The following is a 19,463-nucleotide window of genomic DNA, read 5'->3' on the forward strand; positions in this document are numbered from 1 at the left end:
GCCGCCCCCTGTAAATTGAGTGCCGGATGGTGCTTGAAGAATTGCGCCGCCGGCGAGCTGTTCGCCGGTAGCACCCGATCGCCTAAATGCACGTATTTTTTATAGAGAAATCAATGACAAAGGAAAAGTTGCTGGCCATGCCGGCCGATGACTACATGAACGCTGAGCAGCATGCCTTTTTCACCGAGCTGTTGCAGTCGATGAAAGTGGAGATCCATGAGCGCATCGAGAAAAGTCGTGTAGCCATCGAAAGCCTGGACACCCCTGCTGATCCTGCCGACGCCGCCTCGGTCGAAGAAGAGCGTCACTGGCTGGTCAACACCATCGACCGCGACCAGCGCCTGCTGCCCCAGCTGGAAATTGCCCTGGGCCGCATCAAGGACGACAGCTTCGGCTGGTGTGAAGACAGCGGCGAGCCGATCGGCCTCAAGCGCCTGCTGATCAGCCCCACCACCAAGTACTGCATCGAGGCGCAAGAGCGCCACGAGCAGCTCGACAAGCACCAGCGTCAGGCCTGACGCCCGCTGTCGTGCCAGCAAGCCCCGGGTTCACAGCCCGGGGCTTTTGCGTTTCTTTGCCTTGCATCAAGCAGGAGGGTCTTACATCCAACGAAGCATGGATAATGGCCTTGTAGTGGCGTTTAATGGGGGCACAATAACGACACTGCGGGAACCATTGTTATGATGCGAGAAGGATCTCTGCCTGGCACGCTGGTGCCGCTGCAAGGTACGTCCACTGGCGCCCGGCGCTGGTCGGGCACGGCGCTGCAAAGCCTGGTGCTGGTGGTGTTGCTCAGTGCCATGGCGTTTGCCGATGTGTCCTTCTACCTGTGTCTGCCACTGGCCTTGCTGGCCCTGTGGCTGCCGTTGATGCGCAAGCGGCCGGCCGAGGTGGTGAGCGAGCAGGACCCGCTGGGCGACCTGACCCGTGACCTGGCCCAGGCCACCAGCCACAACGCGCTGTCTGCCGCTGGCGTTGCCCATGCGGTGCAGCAACTGGCCGACAAGCTGCAATCGCAACTGGTGTCGGCGGCGCAGATCGTCAGCAGTGCCGAAGTCATGATCGGTACCGAGAAAGCCACTTCGCAGCTCAGCCAGCAGGCCCTGGGCGCGGCCCGCGAGGCCCACCACAGCAGTGCTGCCGGCAGAACGGTGCTGGCCGAGTCGATCCAGCGCATGCACCAGCTCAGCGCCCGTGCCAACGACAGCCGCGAACTGATCGAGGCGCTGCACCAGCGCAGCGAAGACATTGCCCGGGTTACCCTGGTGATCCAGACCATCGCCAGCCAGACCAACCTGCTTGCATTGAACGCGGCCATCGAGGCCGCGCGCGCCGGCGAACATGGTCGTGGCTTTGCCGTGGTGGCCGATGAGGTGCGTGGCCTGGCCGGACGTACCGCCAGTGCCACCGAGGAGGTCGGCCTGATGGTGGCCGATATCCAGCAGCGTACCGCCCAGGTGGTGGAGCAGATCCGTGAGTTGTCCGATGACCTGCACCAGGGGGTGGACCAGGTCGAGCACACCGGCGAGCAACTGGACGCCATCGCCGGGCTCGCCGCTGGCGTCGAGCAGCAGATCGATGCGATCGCTGCCGGTACCGAGACCAACCGTACTCAGCTCGACAGCCTGTTCCAGGCCGTGGCGCAGATGCGCAGCGACCTGGTGGTGAGCGACCAGCAGACCCAGCGCCTGGCCCAGGCAGCCGTGCAGATGGAAGGTCAGGCCGAGCGTATCAGCGAGCGTCTGGCCGAGGTGGGGCTGGATGACTACCACCAGCGCGTATACGACCTTGCCCGCCAGGGGGCCCAGAAAATCGCCGATTGCTTCGAGGCCGACATCGCCCAGGGGCGCATCAGCGTCGATGCTCTGTTCGATCGCCAGTATCAGTTGCTGCCCGGTACCCGCCCGGCCCGTTACCGCACGCGTTTTGACGACTACACCGACCAGGTACTGCCCGCGATCCAGGAGCCGCTGCTGGCCCAGCATGAAGGCCTGGTGTTCGCCATTGCCTGTACTCAGCAGGGCTATGTGCCGACCCACAACAACGCCTTCAGCCAGCCACTGACCGGTGACGAGGCGACCGATACCGCGCACAACCGCAGCAAGCGCAAGTTCGACGACCGTACCGGTATCCGTTGCGGCAGCCATCAGCAACCGGTGCTGCTGCAGACCTATACCCGTGACACGGGCGAGCTGATGCATGATCTGTCGGTGCCGATCCAGGTACAGGGGCGCCACTGGGGCGGCTTGCGCCTGGGCTATCGACCCCAGCACAGCGTGATTTCCTGAGTCGGATTTGTTGCGCTTGATGCAAAACAGCTATGCCGGGGATAGCTTTTTCCCGCAAGGGGCAGGGGTTTATCATCGCCTCATCGTTAGGCTGCTAATTAAATTCCGGAGGGAATCATGCAGTGCAAGGTCGATGTGGCGGTGATGATCGGCAGTGGCGTTCCCATTTCGCTGCGTTCGGTGGGCATGCGCGTGTGCTGGGTGGTGCTGGTCAACGGTGAGCGCAGAGGCACCGCGTTCGCCAGCCGTGACGAGGCACACGCCTGTCGCGCCGCCTGGCTGGCACAGTTCGATGGGCAGGGGCTGGACGCCTGTCAGGCCGGGTAGGCGCGGGGCCTGGCCTCGAGGGTCCTTGCCAGGTCGCAGGCCTCCCCGTGATGTCGGCGAAAGCCTTTCACCCGGCCCGTGGCAGACTCCGTGATATGGAAAAAACCGACGCCAGCCGGCACTACAATGTAGCGCGGCCGGGTTTTGCCGGATGCACTCCCGATATTTTTTGATACTTCTAGTGTATTGCCCACTCGACGTGTTTCGGTGTTTTCGTGCATATTCGCTTCCCTGTGCAGTGAACATGTTCGTCCAGAGGTCCTTCGTTCTGGGATCTTTCTTTCAGCTATCGCATTTTTTCAGCGAGCACGCTGTCAGAGAAATCGGTTGCACTTTGGGAAATGGCTGTTTGTAGCCGCCGGTTATCAACTGGCAGGGCACGACGTGTTTTCCTTCGCAGCCTGGTGTCTGTGCGTACGAACAACCCTGGCACTGATCCACTAGTCTTTCAGACTTCAAATTGAAAACCGGGACCTTCGCGGCGCAGTGCCGCCTGCGAGGTGGCGGGGTGATGCTGGTTTTGAGGAATTAATCATTGGCAGTCAGTAATCTGGATATGCACGCCCTCTTCGTGTTGGGCGACCTGCGGGCCAAGTTGGTCAAACAGTTTCAATCGCGCTTCGTCTACGTGACCGAACAAAGTGCCGAAGGTATCTACCTTGCCGAGATCGATACCGAAGAGGCCCTGGTGGTCGATGACAAACAGCGGCTTGAACTGAAAGTGGGCGATCACTTTCGGGCGGCGGTATTGCCCAGCCGCGAAGGTGGCAAGTTGGAGATCCGCTTTCGCGACATCAAGCTGACCGTCTACGAACTGGGCGATTATGCGTTCGTGACCGTGCCCGAAGGGCATGGCATCGTGTTCCGCGAGGGGCAGACCGTGGTGATGGTGTTTGCTGCCCACGAGCAGATCAAGGAAGGCCTGACCAAGACCCTGAAGGCTGCCACGGCCAAGGCCGCCAAATGGCGCAAGGGCGAACTGACCTTCAAGGCCAGCGAGTGAGCAGTACCGCTGCGGCGTCGGGGCGTGCGCGCTTCCACGCCGAGCATCAGGCCCGCGCCCAGGCCCAGGCCCTGGAGTGGCTGGCACAACGCGCGGTGCTGCAGGGCGCCTGGTTGAACTGGGTGGCAGGGCAGCTGTATCAGCTGAGCCCGCCGGAATATGCGGCAATGGTGCGCCGCGAGCTGCAGGTGTTGGCAGCTCGATAGGGCCAGGTGTCAGTGCCCGGTATCGCGCCCGCGGCCACTGCTGACCTCTTCGGGTACGTCATCCCCGGCCATGCGCTTGCGAAACAACCCGGCCCGCGCCAGCAGCAGGGTGGTCACCGGCACGGTGATCGACAGCAGGATCGGGATCAGCCAGGCGTGCAGTACGGGCGAGTGCTTGAGGCCCGAAAAGTACAGGATCGAAGCCATGGCCACGCACCAGGTGCCGAAGGTCGACGCCAGGGCGGGCGGGTGCATGCGCTGGAAGAAGGTCTTCAGGCGCAGCAGGCCTACCGCGCCGCTCAGGGCGAACAGGCTGCTGACGACCAGCAGCACAGCCGTGACCACTTCAAGCCAGAACGGCAATTCGACGGTCGAGTTCATTCGATCACCTCGCCACGCAGCAGGAATTTGGCCAGGGCAAACGAGCCGACAAAGCCGAACAGGGCTATCAGCAGCGCACCTTCGAAGTAGGTGTCGCTGGCGTAGCGAATACCCAGCACCAGCATCATCAGCATGGCCAGAATGTACAGGTAGTCCAGCGCCAGTACCCGGTCCTGCGCCGAAGGGCCCTTGAACAGGCGCACCAGGGTCAGGGCCATGGCCAGGGCAAAGATGAACAGGCTGGCGAGAATGGCGTTGGCGAGCAGGCCAGTCATTCGAAAATCTCCATCAGCGGACGTTCGTAGGTGTGCTTGAAGTGGTCGATGAACTGCGTTTCATCGTCCAGATCGAAGACATGCAGCAGCAGGATGCTGCGGTCCAGCGCCAGCTCCGACCAGATGGTGCCGGGAATGACCGTGGTGATCATCGACAGCGCCGCCAGGCCATGGGCATCGCGCAGGTCCAGCGGAATACGTATGAAGCGCGAGCGTGGCGGCCGGCCACCGGCCTGCCATACGCTACGGGCAACCTGCAGGTTGGACATCACCACATCGCCCCCCACTCGCAGAATCAGCCGCACGATGGTGCCCGGCTTGCGTATGCGCACCGGTAGCGGACGCAGCGGCGCCATCAGGATGGGTGCCAGGATTGCCAGCAGTGCGCCAAGCAGCAGGTTGCCGGCACTCAGCGAGAGGTTGAGCAGCAACCACAACCCCCAGAGCGAAAGCGACAGCAGTGGCGCGGGAAACAGGCGCTTCATGGCTGCACCTGCCCGGCAATCGCCTCGCTGGTGGGGCCGGGCACCGGTCGCGTGCCGAGTACCGCATTGACGTAGCTGGCAGGGTCCTTGAGCCCGGCTGCCGTGTCCTGGGTGTAGCGCAGCAGTGGTTCGGCGCGCACGCTCAGCAGTACGCACAGCCCCAGCAGCAGCACGATGGGAATGCACTCATTGCGCCGTAGCAACGGCGAGGGGCGCTCCTGCGGGGTCCAGAAGCGCTGGATGCCGACACGGGTCAAGGCGATCAGCGATGCCAGGCCCGAGAGCACCAGCAAGGCCACCAGGCCCCAGCCGGCTGCGGACAGCGGCTGGTCGACCGGCACGCCCAGGCCGTTGGGGTTGAACAGGGCGCTGATCAGGCTCAGCTTGCCGATGAAACCGGACAGCGGCGGCATGCCGATGATCAGCAGCGCGCAGGCGATGAAGCTCAGGCCCAGGAATGCCATGGTCCAGGGAATCACCTGGCCGATCACCGCCTTCTGTTCATCGTCCAGGTTGATGCCCTTGGGCGGCTGCAGCGATTCCAGGGGCGAGGGCAGCGCATCGGTGTCGTCTTCCAGCGGGATCTCGTTGGCCGAGCGCGAGCGCTCGATCAGCTCGGCCAGCAGGAACAGCGCGCACAAGGCCAGGGTGGAGCTCACCAGGTAGAACAGGGCGGCGGCGGTCAGCGCCGCCTGGCCGAAGCCGATGGCGGCCAGCAAGGTGCCGGCCGAGACCAGGATGCTCAGGCTGGCCATGCGCTCCAGGCGTTGCGCCGCCAGGATCGACAGCGCCGCGCAGCCCAGGGTGGCCAGGCCACCGATGACCAGCCACTCGCCGCCGAAGAACGCCGAAGCGCCGGCCTGACCGGAGAACAGCAAGGTCCACAGGCGCAGCACGGTATAGGTGCCCACCTTGGTCATGATCGCGAACAGTGCGGCAACCGGGGCACTGGCCGACGAGTAGGCCGGGACCAGCCAGAAGTTGAGCGGCCAGATACCCGCCTTGGCCAGAAAGGCCGTGGCCAGAATCGCCGCGCCGGCATGCAGCAGGCCGCGGTCGGCCTCGGGCACCAGCGGAATCTTCAGGGCCAGGTCAGCCATGTTCAGGGTACCGGTGACCCCATAGAGCATCGCCGCCCCCACCAGGAACAGCGAGGAAGCGAGCAGGTTGATGGCAATGTAGTGCAGGCCGGCCTTGACCCGCGCACGACCCGAGCCATGCAGGATCAGGCCGTAGGAGGCGGCCAGCAGCACTTCGAAGAACACGAACAGGTTGAACAGGTCGGCCGTCAGGAAGGCGCCGTACAGGCCCATCAGCTGGATCTGGAACAGGGCGTGGAAGCTGGCGCCTGCGCGGTCCCAGCGCGCGGTGGCGAACACCAGCGCGCTGACCCCGACGATGCCGGTGAGTACCAGCATCAGTGCCGAAAGGCGGTCGAGTACCAGCACGATGCCGAAGGGGGCCTGCCAGTTGCCCGGCAGGTACACGCCGATCGAGCTGGCCTGGCCCTGCTCCTGCACCCACAGCAGCAGGCAGATCGAAATACCCAGCCCGGCCAGGCTGGAGATCAGGTTGATGCGGGCCTTGAGCGGCCGGCGCTTTTCGCCCAGCAGCAGCATCAGTGCGGCGGTCAGCAGCGGCAGCAGAATGGGCGCGACGATCAGTTGGTTCATCACACTCATTCTTTAGGCTCCCGGCCATCCACGTGGTCGGTGCCGGTCAGCCCGCGCGAAGCCAGCAGCACCACCAGGAACAAGGCGGTCATGGCGAAGCTGATGACGATGGCCGTCAGTACCAGTGCCTGGGGCAACGGGTCGGTGTAATGGAGCAGGTCCTGGGGTACGCCGTCCTTGATGATCGGCTCCTTGCCGATGAACAGGCTGCCCATGCTGAAGATGAACAGGTTGACGCCGTACGACAGCAGACACAGGCCCATCACCACCTGGAAGGTCCGTGGGCGCAGGATCAGCCACACGCCTGACGCGGCGAGCACACCGATGGCAATTGCAATCACTTCTTCCATCAGGCGGCTCCCGGGTTGACGGTGGGTTTGGGCTGGCTGCTCGGCCGGTGGCTGCGCACCGACTGGTGGGCCAGTGCGGTGAGGATCAGCAGGGTGGACCCGACCACCACGGTAAAGATGCCCGTGTCGAAGAACAGGGCGCTGGCGACATGGATGTCGCCCAGTATCGGCAGGTCAAGGTGCGCGGTATGCGTGGTCAGGAACGGGTAGCCGAGCAGCATCGCCCCGGCCCCGGTGAGGGTTGCCAGCAGCAGGCCGGTGCCCATCCAGCGCAGCGGACGCAGGCTCATCTGGGCTTCCACCCACTGGGTGCCGGCGACCATGTACTGCAGGATGAACGCCACCGACATCACCAGGCCGGCGACGAAGCCGCCACCGGGCTGGTTGTGGCCGCGCATGAACAGGTACATCGAGATCACCAGCGCGATCGGCAGCAGCAGTCGCACCAGGGCAGCGGGCACCATCATGAAGCCCAGCGCGGTATCGGCGGCCTGACGCGGGTTGACCAGGTCGGTGACCACGTCCGGCGCCAGCAGGCGCTGCTGGGCAGGTAGCTGGATGCTCTCCTTGGGCGGGCGGAAGCGGCGCAGCAGGGCAAACACGCTCAGTGCCACGGCCACCAGTACGGTGATTTCACCCAGGGTATCGAAGCCGCGGAAGTCAACCAGCATCACGTTGACCACGTTGGTGCCGCCACCCTCGGGCAGCGCCCGGCTCAGGTAGAAGGAAGAAATCACGTTGGGTGTCGGGCGGGTCAGCATTGCGTACGACAGCAAGGCCATGCCACCGCCGACCAGCACCGCCAGCAGCAGGTCGCGCAGGCGGCGTGCCACAGCGCGCTCCTTGCTGCCGGGCAGGGGCGAGATGTCTTCGATACGCCGTGGCAGCCAGCGCAGGCCCAGCAGGATCAGCACCGTGGTGACCACTTCGACCACCAGTTGGGTGAGTGCCAGGTCCGGCGCCGAGAACCAGACGAAGGTGATGCAGGTCATCAGGCCGCAGACGCTGACCATGGTCAGGGCCGCCAGCCGGTGGTACTTGGCCTGCCACGCAGCGCCGATGGCACAGATGATCGCGATCAGCCAGAGCATCACGAATACACCTGAGCCCGGGATCTTGGGCCGGTCGCCCCAGCTCAACCCGGTTTGCAGCATGGGCAGCACGCCGGCGAGCAGGGCGATGAGCACCAGCATGAACAGCTGCTTCTGCAGGCGGCGGGTGGTGAACAGGCGCTCGAAGCGGCGCGCCACACGCATCAGCAGCACCTGGCCGTGTTCGAAGAGGCGCTTGCCATTGAACAGCTCGATCAGCGGCGGGTAGAGGAAGCGCCCGCGCTTGAGCTGATTGCGCAGCACCAGGTAGAGCACCACGCCGCCGCACATGGCGATCAGGCTCATGATCAGTGGTGCATTCCAGCCGTGCCAGATGGCCAGGCTGTACTCGGGCAGCGTGCCACCCACCACCGGCAGTGCGGCAGCGGCCAGCAGCGGGCCCACCGACTGGGCAGGGAAGATACCCACCACCAGGCAGGTCAGCACCAGCAATTCGACCGGCGCGCGCATCCAGCGCGGCGGCTCGTGGGGGGTATGGGGCAGGTCGGTGGCCGGCGGGCCGAAAAACACGTCGACGGTGAAGCGCAGCGCATAGGCGACGCTGAAGGTGCCCGCCAGGGTCGCGATGATCGGCAAGGTGGTTTCGACCCAGGCCGTGGAACTGATGAACACGGTTTCGGCGAAGAACATTTCCTTGGACAGAAAGCCGTTCATCAAGGGTACGCCGGCCATCGAGGCACTGGCGACCATGGCCAGGGTGGCGGTGAACGGGATCAGCCGGAACAGCCCGCTGAGCTTGCGGATATCGCGGGTGCCGCTTTCATGGTCGATGATGCCGGCGGCCATGAACAGCGAGGCCTTGAAGGTGGCATGGTTGAGAATGTGGAACACCGCCGCTACCGCTGCCAGCGGGCTGTTCAGGCCCAGCAGCAGGGTGATCAGGCCCAGGTGGCTGATGGTCGAGTAGGCCAGCAGGCCCTTGAGGTCGTTCTGGAACATGGCCGCATAGGCGCCCAGCAGCAGGGTGCAGGCCCCTGCGCCGCTGACGATCCAGAACCATTCTTCGCTGCCGGCCAGCGACGGCCATAGCCGGGCCAGCAGGAACACCCCGGCCTTGACCATGGTGGCCGAGTGCAGATAGGCCGAGACCGGCGTGGGCGCGGCCATGGCGTGGGGAAGCCAGAAGTGGAAGGGGAATTGAGCGCTCTTGGTCAGGGCGCCGAGCAGGATAAGGGGAAGCAGAATGGGGTAGAGGGCATGACTGCGAATCAGGTCACCGGCGGCCAGGACCTTGTCCAGGTCATAGCTGCCCACCACATGGCCGAGCAGCAGTACCCCCGCCAGCAGGCACAAGCCACCGGCCCCGGTGACCATCAGCGCCATATAGGCGCCGCGCCGTGCATCGGCACGGTGGTGCCAGTAACCGATCAGCAGGAACGAGAACAGGCTGGTCAGTTCCCAGAAGAACACCATCTGGATCAGGTTGCCAGAGATCACCAGGCCCAGCATGGCACCCATGAACGCCAGGAAAAACGCGAAGAAACGCGGAACCGGGTCCTGGGGTGACATGTAGTAGCGCGCATACAGCGACACCAGGGTGCCGATGCCCAGCACCAGCAGCGAGAACAGCCAGGCGAACCCGTCCATGCGCAGCACGAGATTGAAGCCCAGGCTCGGCAGCCACAGAAATTCTTCACGGATGACGCCGCCATCGGCAATTTGCGGGTACAGGAGTGCGACCTGCACGGTACCGACCAGCGCGACAAGGCCGGCCAGAAGTGATTCGCTGTTACGCGCGTTGTGCGGCAGTACAGCCGCCAGACAGCTGCCAACAAACGGCAGAAGCAGTAGAACTATCAAGGACATAGATTTCTAATCTGCAGAGGTTTGTAAGGGATCATACGTGGCGCCCCGTCGATCACCAACACGCAAGCTGTCGCAGAATCCTACTTTTGCGCCTCATCAACGCGTTTTTTTATAACAGTTTTTTACAAGAATTGTGCCGCTATTGCAGATTACCGGTCCGTTTGTTGCACCTGTTGATCGTCATCACTGGCGCCGAGGGGCTCGCCACGACGTTTGATCTTCAGTTCGCTGACCACCACCGCGATCACGATCAGTAGCCCGCCGAGCAGTGCGATGCCCGGCAGACGCTCGCCCGCCAGGCGGCCGACGATACCGGCCCATACCGGCTCTGCAGCGTAGATCAGCGTAGCCCGGGTGGGCGAGACTGATTGCTGGGCCCAGTTCATTGCCACCTGGATCACCGCACTCATGGCGCCCAGGCCGACGGCACTACCCAGCAGCAGCCAGGAAAAGTCCGGCAGGGCTTCCCGGGTGGGCACCACCATCATGAACGACAGCGCCGACGCGGTAGCCAGTTGCACCACGGTCACGCGGCGCACGTCGACCTTGCCGGCATAGTTGCTGATCAGAATGATCTCGGCTGCGATTGCCACGGCGCCGATCAGCGTGGCGATTTCGCCGGGGCTGAACTGCAGCGAGCTGCCACTGGGGCCGGCCACCAGCATCAGTCCGGCGAACGCCAGGCCAATGCCCAGGCTCGGCATCAGCCCCGGGCGCCGGCCCAGCACCAGCCACTGCAGCAGCGGTACAAAAGGTACGTACAAGGCGGTGATGAATGCCGACTGGCTACTGGTGATGGTTTGCAGGCCCACGGTCTGCAGGCCGTAGCCCAGCATGATCGAGGCGCCGATCAGCACGCCGGCCTTGACTTCGAACCAGGTCAGGCCGGACAGCGCACGCGCACTGAACGCTCCGACAAACAGCGCCGCCGCTGCAAAGCGCAGGCCGACGAAGAACATCGGGCCGCTGACGGTCATCACGTTATGCACCAGCAGAAAAGTGGCGCCCCAGAGCATGGTGATGAACACCAGCACCAGTTCGGCCTTGCTCAGGCGCAATGAAAGGAAGAGGGATCGGGCAGTGGTCGGCGAGGTCATGGGCTTGCACACGTGGGGCGAGCGACGCACAATGCGTCGGAAGGTGGGCAGTATACTGCGCAAGCCATGTGAGTGAGCAATATAGTGCACAAAGATTCCAGTCAGCGGGCCTCCGTGCTTCAGCACGTGAGCCAGAATATCCGGCGCCTGCGCCATGCGGCAGAGCTGAGCCAGAGCGCCCTTGCAGAAAAATCCGGTGTCAGCCGACGCATGCTGGTGGCAATAGAAGCGGGTGAAAAGAATGTCAGCCTGACCACCCTCGACCTGATCGCCGAGGCCTTGTCGGTGGCGTTCAGCGACCTGATCCAGGCACCTGACAGCCGTGACCCTGATCGCATCAACGAACTGGCCTGGGCCGGTGTGCACCCCGGCAGCAAGGCCGTGTTGCTGGCAAGTTCCAGGGCCAGCCGCGAGGTGGAGTTGTGGGAGTGGCGCCTGGAGCCGGGCGAGGTGTACCCGGCCGAGGCCGATTTCGACGGCTGGAGCGAACAGATCTACGTGTTCGAGGGGCGCCTTACCCTGGTGATAGAAACGCAGGAATATGTGCTGGCGGCTGGCGATTTCTACAGCTTCGCCAGCAACCGCATGCATGCCTACCGCAACGATGGCGACGTGGTGACGCGCTTCGTGCGCAACGTGGTGATCTGAAGGCCTGTCAGCGCCGATTGGCGTCAAGCCACTCCTGGGTGGAGACCACCTGCGCGTAGGCGAAGGCCAGCGACGCCATGTACGCCGCGTGGGCCTGGGCCGCCGGTACGACCACGCCGTTGAATTCCAGGTCGCGGGTGGCGCAGGCATCGTGCACCACCGTGGTGCCATAGCCCATGTCCGAGGCGGCCCGGGCGGCGGCATCGATGCACATGTGGCTCATGCTGCCGACCAGGGTCAGGCCGGTAATCTTGTGCTGGTCGAGCAGGGCCTTGAGGTCGGTGCCCAGAAAGCTGTTGACGTTGTGCTTGAGCACCACCGGCTCGCCCTCGCGAGCGGCTGCTTTCGGATGAATCTGCGCGCCTTCGGAGCCCGGAGTGAAGAAAGGTGCATCGGCGGACTCGAACTCATGACGTACATGGACCACCAGGTCGCCGTTTTCGCGGGCGGCCTGGATGATCCGTGCGGCGTTGTCGGCGGCCGCATCGGCGCCGTGCAGCGTCCATTTGCCGCCGGGGAAGTAGTCGTTCTGGATGTCGACGATGATCAGTGCCTGTTTGCTCATGGTGCAGTCCTTCAGGAGAATGGTTGTGACGTGCTGATAGTTATAGGCTTGTGCGACAGGCTTGCGCATTGGCGCGACCGACAAATTGGCGGGAAAAACTGACAATGGATGCAATCGGCGATCAGGTCGAGATCGGTATTCTGGTTTACCCAGGTGCCCAGATGGCGGCAGTGCACGGCCTGACCGACCTGTTCGCGGTAGCCAACCGCATGGCCGCCGACCTCGGGGCGCGACGCAGCCCGCTGCTGCGGGTGTGCCACTGGGCCGAGGTGCCGGGACAGCCGCTGGCGGTGAGCTTCGACAGTCACCCGCAGGCGCATCACCGCCCACGAGTGATGATCATCCCGCCCAGCCTGACCGAGGAGCCGGGCCCCGAACTGATCGAACGTTTCTGCAACGACCTGCGTCAGTGGCACCGCGAAGGCGCGCTGCTGGTGTCGGTGTGTGTCGGGGTGTTCTTCATTGCCGCCAGCGGCCTGCTCGACGGTCGCTCCGCCACAACTCACTGGAATTTTGCCCAATCGCTGGCCGAGCGCTTTCCCCTGGTCAAGGTCGAGGCCAACCTGCCGTTGCTGGAAGATGGCGACATCATTACCTCGGCCGGATTGATGGCCTGGACCGAGTTGGGGCTCAAGCTGGTCGAGCGCTTCCAGGGGCAGACCCTGGCGGCTGAGACGGCGCGATTTCTCGCGGTGGCGCCAGTGCATGCCATGCCTGGGCCGGGCAGCGTGTTCAGCCCGCGCCTGGACCATGGCGACGAAGCGGTGCTCAAGGTGCAGCACTGGCTGCAGAGCACGGGGGCGCGGGAGGTCAACCTGGCCTTGATGGCCGACTGCGCAGGGCTCGAGCAGCGCACCTTCCTGCGGCGTTTTCGCAGCGCCACCGGCCTCAAACCCACCGAGTACTGTCAGCAGGTGAGGGTAGGGCGCGCTTGCCGGATGCTCGAGTTCACCAACCGCAGCATCGACCAGATCGCCTGGGGTGTTGGCTACCAGGACCCTGGTGCGTTTCGCAAGGTCTTCCACAAGGTCACAGGGCTTGCGCCAGGCGAGTACCGCAAGCACGTGGTCGGTCCTGCGGGCTGATCCTCCTTTGGTACCGCACCGCTGCCCTTGCGGTGGATTGCTGCTTATTATCCGGTCTCCCGGGAAAGGAGATACCGATGCACGAACAACAACCGGCACCTGCCTGCGACGACATGGCGGATGTACTGATCATCGGGGGTGGCCTGAGCGGCGCCTTGTTGGCGGCGCAATTGCTGCGTCGCCCCGGACGCCGGCGCCTGCTGGTGGTCGAGCCGCGTGGGGAGCTGGGGCGTGGCGAAGCCTACAGCGCTACCGAAAACGGTCATACCCTCAATGGCAATGCGGCGCGCATGAGCGTCGATCCGGACAATCCCGATGACCTGACCCACTGGCTGCAACAGCAGATCGATGCCGGGCAGTGGCCCGAATCCGCCGAGCAGGGCGTGCCGGTGGCCGAATTGTTCCCGCCGCGAGGTCTGTTCGGTCGCTATGCCCGCCAGCGTCTGGCAGAGGCCGAGTGTGTCGGCGCCAAGGCCGGCTCCACGCTGGAGCATGTGTGTACCGAGGTGGTTGACCTGCAGGTGCACAGTGACAGGGTTCAGGCGCAATTGCAGGATGGGCGCCGGGTGCAGGCGCGCCAGGCGGTGCTGGCTACCGGCATGTTTGCCGCAGCGCGCACGGCGCAGGTGGGTGAGAACAGCCTCAACGCTGCAGCCATCGACCCCTGGGACGTGGGCGCCATGCGCACGATCGACCCGCAAGGCACAGTGTTGATCATCGGTTCCGGGCTGACCATGGTCGACACCCTGGTGTCGTTGCAACTGGCCGGGCATCGTGGGCCTGTCGAGGTATTCTCGCGCCACGGGTTGTGGCCCCACGAGCGCCGTCAGCCACCGCCCTGGGAGGATTTTCTCGAGGCGGACCCTTCGCTGCGCAGCCCGCGCCAGTTGCTGCGTGCGCTGCGCCGGCAATGCAGGCTGGCGTTGGCCCAGGGCATCGACTGGCAGGCCCCGCTGGACACTGTGCGGGTGCATATCCCCAGGCTGTGGAGCCAGGCCAGTGACCGCGAACGCCGCCAGTTCGTGCGCCATGTGCGGCCCTGGTGGGAAAGCCATCATCACCGTTCGCCGCCCCAGGGTGCAGCGCTGCTGGAGCGGTTGCGCCAGGAGGGGCGCCTGCATATTCATGCGGCCTCCCTGCAGAGGGTCGAACCGGCTACCGGAGCCGGGGTGGGGGTGCGTCTGCGGTTTCGCGGCGAGGCCCAGGCGACGCGGGTCGAGGGTGCCGCGCTGGTCAACTCCACCGGTATCGAGTATGACTGGCGGCGCGTGGCGCGCCCGCTGCCGCAAGCATTGCTGCAGCGCAGGCTGATCCGGCCAGGGCCGCTGGCCCTTGGAATTGATGCCGACCCGCAGGGCGCAGTGATCGATGCCGATGGCGCGGTCAGTACGCGCCTGTTTGCGATGGGCCCGCCGCTACGTGGCCTGTGGTGGGAAAGTACTGCCGTCACCGACGTGGCGTTGCAGGCCAAGGGATTGGCTGCTCGTCTGACGCGGGAGCCTGAGTCATCACCGTAATGATATTTTCGTTATATAAATATGAAAATTGATAATTAATGGTTCTATGCGTGTTCGTGCACTATAGATGCACGACTACTCCACGCATTCAGGAAGCGCCTGGCCATGACCACACTCCCGCTGTATTTCGACTACGCCGCCACGACACCCGTCGACGAGCGAGTCATTCAAGTAATGGTGGAGTGTCTGGGGGTATCCGGGCGTTTTGGCAATCCGGCCTCCAGCTCCCATCGGTATGGTCAGCAGGCACGCCTGGCGGTCGAGCAGGCACGGTCCCAGGTCGCCGGCCTGGTAGGGGCGCGGGCCGACGAGATCATCTGGACGTCGGGTGCCACCGAATCCAACAACCTGGCCCTCAAAGGGCTGGCTCAGGGCCGCACAGGTGGGCATGTCATCACCAGCCGCATCGAGCACAAAGCCGTGCTCGATACTGCCCGACAGCTCGAGCTGGCAGGCATCGAGGTGACGTGGCTGAGCCCAGATGCCCAGGGGTTGATCACTGAACAGGCGGTATCGGCGGCGCTGCGTGACGACACCTTTCTGGTATCGCTGATGCTGGTCAACAATGAACTGGGCACCCTGAACGATGTGCAGGCCATCGGCGAGCGGGTGCGCCGCCACGGTGCATTGCTGCATGTGGATGCCGCCCAGGGGGCAGGCAAGGTGCCTATCGACCTGTCACGCTGGCCGGTGGACCTGATGTCGTTTTCGGCGCACAAGGTGTATGGGCCCAAAGGGATCGGTGCGCTCTACGTCGGCAAGCGCGCCGCGCCGCTGCTGCAGGCACAGATTCACGGTGGCGGGCACGAGAACGGATTGCGCTCGGGCACCCTGGCCACTCACCAGATTGCCGCCATGGGCGCAGCCTTCGCACTGGCCGGGCAGGTGCAGCAGCAGGAGGTTGCACGTATGCACCGGTTGCGTGAGCGGCTGCTGGAGCAGTTGGCCGATATTCCCGGCCTGGGGCTCAACGGCAGCCCTGTCCAGCGCATCCCTCATACGTTGAGCCTGACCTTTGGCGGTGACGGTATCGATCTGCAGGCGCTGGCCCGTACGCTGGCGTTTTCCTCGACGTCGGCCTGCAATTCGGCCAGCAGTGCGCCTTCGCATGTGCTGCTGGCGCTTGGGCATGACGAGCGTGCGGCACGGCAGACGTTGCGTCTGAGCCTGGGGCGCTATACCCGCGAAGAGGATATCGACGCCGCTGCCGGTGCCATCCACGCAGCGTTACACAATGTGCCTTTCTGGGCGGTTGCCCACGGTTGAGTGCTGCTTCATTATCGTCCACCAGAACATTGGTCGCGGTGGTGGCACAACATAATGAACAGTCAGCCTGGAATGCAGGAAGCAGTAACCGCGCGCCTGGCGCGCATGCGTGCAGTGATGAACCGCGAAGGGGTCGATGCACTGCTGGTGCCCTCGGCAGACCCGCACCTGTCCGAATACCTCCCAGGCTACTGGCAGGGGCGCCAATGGCTGTCCGGGTTTCATGGCTCGGTGGGTACGCTGGTGCTGACGGCCGATTTTGCCGGGCTTTGGGCCGACAGTCGTTACTGGGAGCAGGCCGAAAAGGAGCTGGCGGGTAGCGGTATCGCGTTGATGAAGCTGATGCCGGGTCAGCCGGGGGCCCTTGACTGGCTGGCAGAGCAGGCGCCCGCAGGCGGCACGGTGGCAGTAGACGGTGCGGTGATGCAACTGGCGTCGGCGCGGCAGCTGCAGGATCGCCTCAGGGTGCGCAATGTGCGCCTGCTCAGTGACAGGGACCTGCTGGCACAGGTGTGGCTGGAGCGGCCTGCGTTGCCAGGCAGCCCGGTTTACCAGCACCTGCCGCCGCACGCGAGCGTCAGCCGTGCCGACAAGCTGGCGCAACTGCGCACAACGCTCAAGGAGCGCGGCGCAGATTGGCATTTCATTGCGACGCTGGATGACATCGCTTGGCTGTTCAACCTGCGTGGCAGCGACGTTTCATACAACCCGGTATTCGTTTCCTTCGCATTGATCGGTCAGCATCAGGCCATTCTGTTCGTGGCATCGAGCAAGGTCGACAGCGCTGTGCGCGAGGCACTTGAGTCTGACGGGGTGCAACTGCGCGAGTATGAAGCAGTGGGCAGCGCGCTGGCAGGCATCGAGGCGGGCAGTGTCCTGCTGGTAGATCCGGCACGGGTGACCAGCGGGTTGCTGGCCAACCTCGGTGCCCAGGTGCAGCTGCTCGAAGGCATCAATCCAAGCGTTCTGTCCAAGTCGAGAAAGAGCGAGGCGGACCTCGTTCATATCAGGCAGGTGATGGAACAGGACGGTGCGGCGTTGTGCGAGTTCTTCGCGGACTTCGAAGCCGCACTGGGGCATTCGACCCTTACCGAGGTCAGTGTTGACACCTTGCTCGGCGCAGCCCGGGCTCGACGTCCCGGTCATGTGTCCCCAAGCTTTGCTACCATTGCCGCCTTCAACAGCAATGGGGCCATGCCGCATTACCGCGCCACCGACGCCTCGCATGCGCTCATCGAAGGTGATGGGCTGTTGTTGATCGATTCAGGTGGGCAGTACCTGGGAGGGACCACCGACATTACCCGTATGGTGCCCATCGGCACGCCAAGCCTGGAACAGAAGCTGGATTGCACGCGGGTGCTCAAGGGCATGATTGCACTATCCAGGGCGTGTTTTCCGCGGGGCATTGCCTCGCCTTTGCTCGATGCGATTGCCCGAGCACCGTTATGGGCCGAGCATGTGGATTACGGGCATGGCACCGGCCACGGCGTCGGCTACTTCATGAACGTGCACGAAGGGCCACAGGTGATCGCCTATCAGGCCTCGCCTGCGCCGCACACAGCCATGCAGGCCGGCATGATCACCTCCATCGAGCCGGGCACCTATCGGCCTGGGCAGTGGGGCGTGCGCATCGAGAACCTGGTGTTCACCCGGGATTCGGGCAAGAGTGGGTTTGGTGACTTTCTTGAATTCGAAACGCTGACCTTGTGCCCTATCGACACACGATGCCTGTTGCCTGAGCAACTGGGCAGCGAAGAACGCGAATGGCTCAATGATTACCACCGCACGGTGCGTGAACGGCTTTCGCCACTGCTGGCAGGTGCTGCTCTGCACTGGCTGGAACAAAGAACCGAAGCTGTCTGATCGGGCACATGAAAAAGGGCAACCTGCGGGTTGCCCTTTTTCGTTACTTGCAGATGACGATCATGCTTCGGCTGGTGTAGCCGGCGGGGTTGAGACCGAAGGGGTAGTCCCCTGGCTCGTCTTCGCCATCGCCAGACTTGGCGACGACTTTGTAGCCTTTGGTGCCGCAGGAACTGGCGGCCTTGGCGTAGCACTTGTTCCATGAAGACGACAGGCCCGAGCAGTTGATGTGCATGCCCTTCTTGCCGTGTTTGACCTCAGTTTTGGCGTTCGCCGCACAGCCAGCAATGGCCAGAATGGCTAGGATGAGCAAAATTCGTTTCATTCCTGTCCTTACAAAGAGTGTCGGGTCTGCAAGCCCGAGACGGTTACCTGCGCCTCTTCCTGATGCCTCTCGCGTCCTTGTCTTAAGTTAAAACTTCAAGCAGTGCATTGAATTACAGCTTAAACAGGGTGCCATGGCGACACAATGACAAAAACAGGTTCAAATGGAAATATTTCTCAAATCAGTCGGCTGGCACCAGTGCTGGGCTTTCCCTGCGCATGGACAGTGTGGCACCCACCGAGGCAGTAATGATCGCGGCGATGGCCAGCCATTGCGCCATGCTCAACACTTCGTTGAGAAACAGTAGTCCCGACAATGCGCCGAATGCCGGTTCGATGCTCATCAGTGTGCCGAAGGTTCGGGCGGGCAGGCGTGTCAGGGCCACCATTTCCAGGCTGTACGGCAATGCTGTCGACAGAATGGCCACGCCAATCGCCACGGGTAGCAGGGCAGGGTTGAGCAGGGCGCTGCCGGCATGAACGATGCCGATCGGCGCAACGAACAGTGCGGCAACCATGACGCCAAGTGCGGCGGTCTGAATGCCGTGCTCGGCCCCGGCTTTCTGCCCATATAGAATGTAGAGCGCCCAGCACGCGCCGGCGCCCAGTGCGTAGCCGGCGCCTACCAGGTCGATGGCCGCCCCGGTCTGCCCGATGGGTATCAGCAGCAACAGGCCGATCACTGCCAGTCCGATCCATACGAAATCCATGGCCCTGCGCGATGCGTACAACGCCACGGCCAGCGGGCCGGTGAACTCCAGGGCAACGGCGATACCCAGCGGGACACTGCGCAAGGACATATAAAAGAGAAAGTTCATGCCGCCCAATGCCAGGCCATAGATGATGACCGACTTGAGGGTGCTGGAGGTGAAGCGCGCGCGCCAGGGGCGCAGCAGCACCAGCATGATGAGGCTGGCGAAAATCAGGCGCAGCGTTGTGGTGCCTTGCGCACCTACCAGCGGGAACATGCTTTTTGCCAGCGAGGCGCCGGACTGGATGGATGCCATTGCAATTAGCAGCAGGCCAATGGGGAAGAGGCTGGAGGCCAGGCTGCGGGGGTGGGTGTTCATTGTTGGAGTTGCTTCCTTATATAGAGAGAGGCGTGTGGCCTGGCGTCTATGATGCGCAAGGAGGCGAAGATGAGCAATATAGTGCGCAACTTTCTTTGTTCATCGAATATCGCCAATTAGCC

20 protein-coding genes are annotated in these 19,463 nt (G+C 63.6%); 10 read left to right on the forward strand and 10 right to left on the reverse strand.

The window, feature by feature from the left end:
- Nucleotides 1–113: 113 nt before the first annotated feature.
- The 5 genes from LOY33_RS09330 to LOY33_RS09350 all read left to right on the forward strand — a co-directional run bounded on the left by LOY33_RS09330 (nucleotide 114) and on the right by LOY33_RS09350 (nucleotide 3,824).
- On the forward strand, nucleotides 114–518 hold the full coding sequence (locus tag LOY33_RS09330) for a TraR/DksA C4-type zinc finger protein (RefSeq protein ID WP_043860109.1): 405 nt from the start codon (nucleotides 114–116) through the stop codon (nucleotides 516–518).
- A 540-nt stretch (nucleotides 519–1,058) separates the two neighbouring features.
- Nucleotides 1,059–2,288 carry a methyl-accepting chemotaxis protein gene (locus tag LOY33_RS09335; protein ID WP_408980702.1) on the forward strand — a complete coding sequence of 410 codons (1,230 nt, stop codon included), beginning with the start codon at nucleotides 1,059–1,061 and terminating at the stop codon, nucleotides 2,286–2,288.
- Nucleotides 2,289–2,405: 117 nt separating this feature from the next.
- Nucleotides 2,406–2,615, forward strand: a complete 210-nt coding sequence (locus LOY33_RS09340; protein WP_054915725.1) for a hypothetical protein — start codon at nucleotides 2,406–2,408, stop codon at nucleotides 2,613–2,615.
- Nucleotides 2,616–3,150: 535 nt separating this feature from the next.
- Nucleotides 3,151–3,618: a hypothetical protein gene (locus LOY33_RS09345; protein ID WP_043860106.1), complete on the forward strand. Its 468-nt coding sequence runs from the start codon at nucleotides 3,151–3,153 to the stop codon at nucleotides 3,616–3,618.
- Entirely contained in the window at nucleotides 3,615–3,824 is a 210-nt protein-coding gene (locus tag LOY33_RS09350; protein ID WP_235384112.1) for a hypothetical protein, read from the forward strand. The genes LOY33_RS09345 and LOY33_RS09350 overlap by 4 nt, the downstream gene beginning before the upstream one ends.
- 9 nt (nucleotides 3,825–3,833) lie before the next feature.
- On the opposite strand, the gene LOY33_RS09355 is transcribed toward LOY33_RS09350, so the two are convergent.
- The 7 genes from LOY33_RS09355 to LOY33_RS09385 form a co-directional block, all read right to left on the reverse strand.
- Nucleotides 3,834–4,205, reverse strand: coding sequence for a Na+/H+ antiporter subunit G (locus LOY33_RS09355; protein WP_043860104.1), 372 nt, complete (start codon nucleotides 4,203–4,205; stop codon nucleotides 3,834–3,836).
- Entirely contained in the window at nucleotides 4,202–4,480 is a 279-nt protein-coding gene (locus LOY33_RS09360; protein WP_043860103.1) for a K+/H+ antiporter subunit F, read from the reverse strand. Before LOY33_RS09360 ends, LOY33_RS09355 begins: the two co-directional genes overlap by 4 nt.
- On the reverse strand, nucleotides 4,477–4,965 hold the full coding sequence (locus LOY33_RS09365) for a Na+/H+ antiporter subunit E (RefSeq protein WP_043860102.1): 489 nt from the start codon (nucleotides 4,963–4,965) through the stop codon (nucleotides 4,477–4,479). Before LOY33_RS09365 ends, LOY33_RS09360 begins: the two co-directional genes overlap by 4 nt.
- Complete coding sequence (locus tag LOY33_RS09370) at nucleotides 4,962–6,647, reverse strand: monovalent cation/H+ antiporter subunit D (RefSeq protein ID WP_043860101.1); 1,686 nt, start codon at nucleotides 6,645–6,647, stop codon at nucleotides 4,962–4,964. Before LOY33_RS09370 ends, LOY33_RS09365 begins: the two co-directional genes overlap by 4 nt.
- A complete protein-coding gene (locus LOY33_RS09375) occupies nucleotides 6,644–6,988 on the reverse strand; it encodes a Na+/H+ antiporter subunit C (RefSeq protein WP_007986256.1) in 345 nt (114 codons plus the stop codon). Before LOY33_RS09375 ends, LOY33_RS09370 begins: the two co-directional genes overlap by 4 nt.
- Nucleotides 6,988–9,906 (reverse strand): monovalent cation/H+ antiporter subunit A, encoded by a 2,919-nt coding sequence (locus tag LOY33_RS09380; protein WP_054915726.1) that lies wholly within the window; start codon nucleotides 9,904–9,906, stop codon nucleotides 6,988–6,990. The genes LOY33_RS09375 and LOY33_RS09380 overlap by 1 nt, the downstream gene beginning before the upstream one ends.
- 149 nt (nucleotides 9,907–10,055) lie before the next feature.
- Nucleotides 10,056–11,003, reverse strand: a complete 948-nt coding sequence (locus LOY33_RS09385; RefSeq protein ID WP_078480523.1) for a DMT family transporter — start codon at nucleotides 11,001–11,003, stop codon at nucleotides 10,056–10,058.
- An 84-nt stretch (nucleotides 11,004–11,087) separates the two neighbouring features.
- Between LOY33_RS09385 and LOY33_RS09390 the strand changes: the two genes are divergently transcribed.
- Complete coding sequence (locus tag LOY33_RS09390) at nucleotides 11,088–11,651, forward strand: helix-turn-helix domain-containing protein (protein ID WP_258662491.1); 564 nt, start codon at nucleotides 11,088–11,090, stop codon at nucleotides 11,649–11,651.
- Nucleotides 11,652–11,658: 7 nt separating this feature from the next.
- Here LOY33_RS09390 and LOY33_RS09395 read toward each other — a convergent pair whose 3' ends face one another.
- Nucleotides 11,659–12,216 (reverse strand): cysteine hydrolase family protein, encoded by a 558-nt coding sequence (locus LOY33_RS09395; RefSeq protein ID WP_054915728.1) that lies wholly within the window; start codon nucleotides 12,214–12,216, stop codon nucleotides 11,659–11,661.
- Between the two features lie 104 nt (nucleotides 12,217–12,320).
- Between LOY33_RS09395 and LOY33_RS09400 the strand changes: the two genes are divergently transcribed.
- From LOY33_RS09400 to LOY33_RS09415, 4 genes are all read left to right on the forward strand, one after another.
- Nucleotides 12,321–13,301 carry a GlxA family transcriptional regulator gene (locus LOY33_RS09400; RefSeq protein WP_058540605.1) on the forward strand — a complete coding sequence of 327 codons (981 nt, stop codon included), beginning with the start codon at nucleotides 12,321–12,323 and terminating at the stop codon, nucleotides 13,299–13,301.
- Nucleotides 13,302–13,378: 77 nt separating this feature from the next.
- Nucleotides 13,379–14,818, forward strand: a complete 1,440-nt coding sequence (locus LOY33_RS09405; protein WP_210015193.1) for an FAD/NAD(P)-binding protein — start codon at nucleotides 13,379–13,381, stop codon at nucleotides 14,816–14,818.
- Nucleotides 14,819–14,923: 105 nt separating this feature from the next.
- Entirely contained in the window at nucleotides 14,924–16,084 is a 1,161-nt protein-coding gene (locus LOY33_RS09410; RefSeq protein WP_078480526.1) for a cysteine desulfurase family protein, read from the forward strand.
- A gap of 54 nt (nucleotides 16,085–16,138) precedes the next feature.
- Nucleotides 16,139–17,947 (forward strand): aminopeptidase P family protein, encoded by a 1,809-nt coding sequence (locus LOY33_RS09415; RefSeq protein ID WP_078480528.1) that lies wholly within the window; start codon nucleotides 16,139–16,141, stop codon nucleotides 17,945–17,947.
- A 43-nt stretch (nucleotides 17,948–17,990) separates the two neighbouring features.
- Here LOY33_RS09415 and LOY33_RS09420 read toward each other — a convergent pair whose 3' ends face one another.
- Nucleotides 17,991–18,272 (reverse strand): hypothetical protein, encoded by a 282-nt coding sequence (locus LOY33_RS09420; RefSeq protein WP_043859840.1) that lies wholly within the window; start codon nucleotides 18,270–18,272, stop codon nucleotides 17,991–17,993.
- Nucleotides 18,273–18,453: 181 nt separating this feature from the next.
- Nucleotides 18,454–19,341 (reverse strand): threonine/homoserine exporter RhtA, encoded by an 888-nt coding sequence (rhtA, locus tag LOY33_RS09425; protein ID WP_078480529.1) that lies wholly within the window; start codon nucleotides 19,339–19,341, stop codon nucleotides 18,454–18,456.
- Nucleotides 19,342–19,463: the final 122 nt, after the last annotated feature.

Source organism: Pseudomonas sp. B21-036 (assembly GCF_024748925.1).
GTDB classification, from domain to species: Bacteria; Pseudomonadota; Gammaproteobacteria; order Pseudomonadales; family Pseudomonadaceae; genus Aquipseudomonas; species Aquipseudomonas palmensis.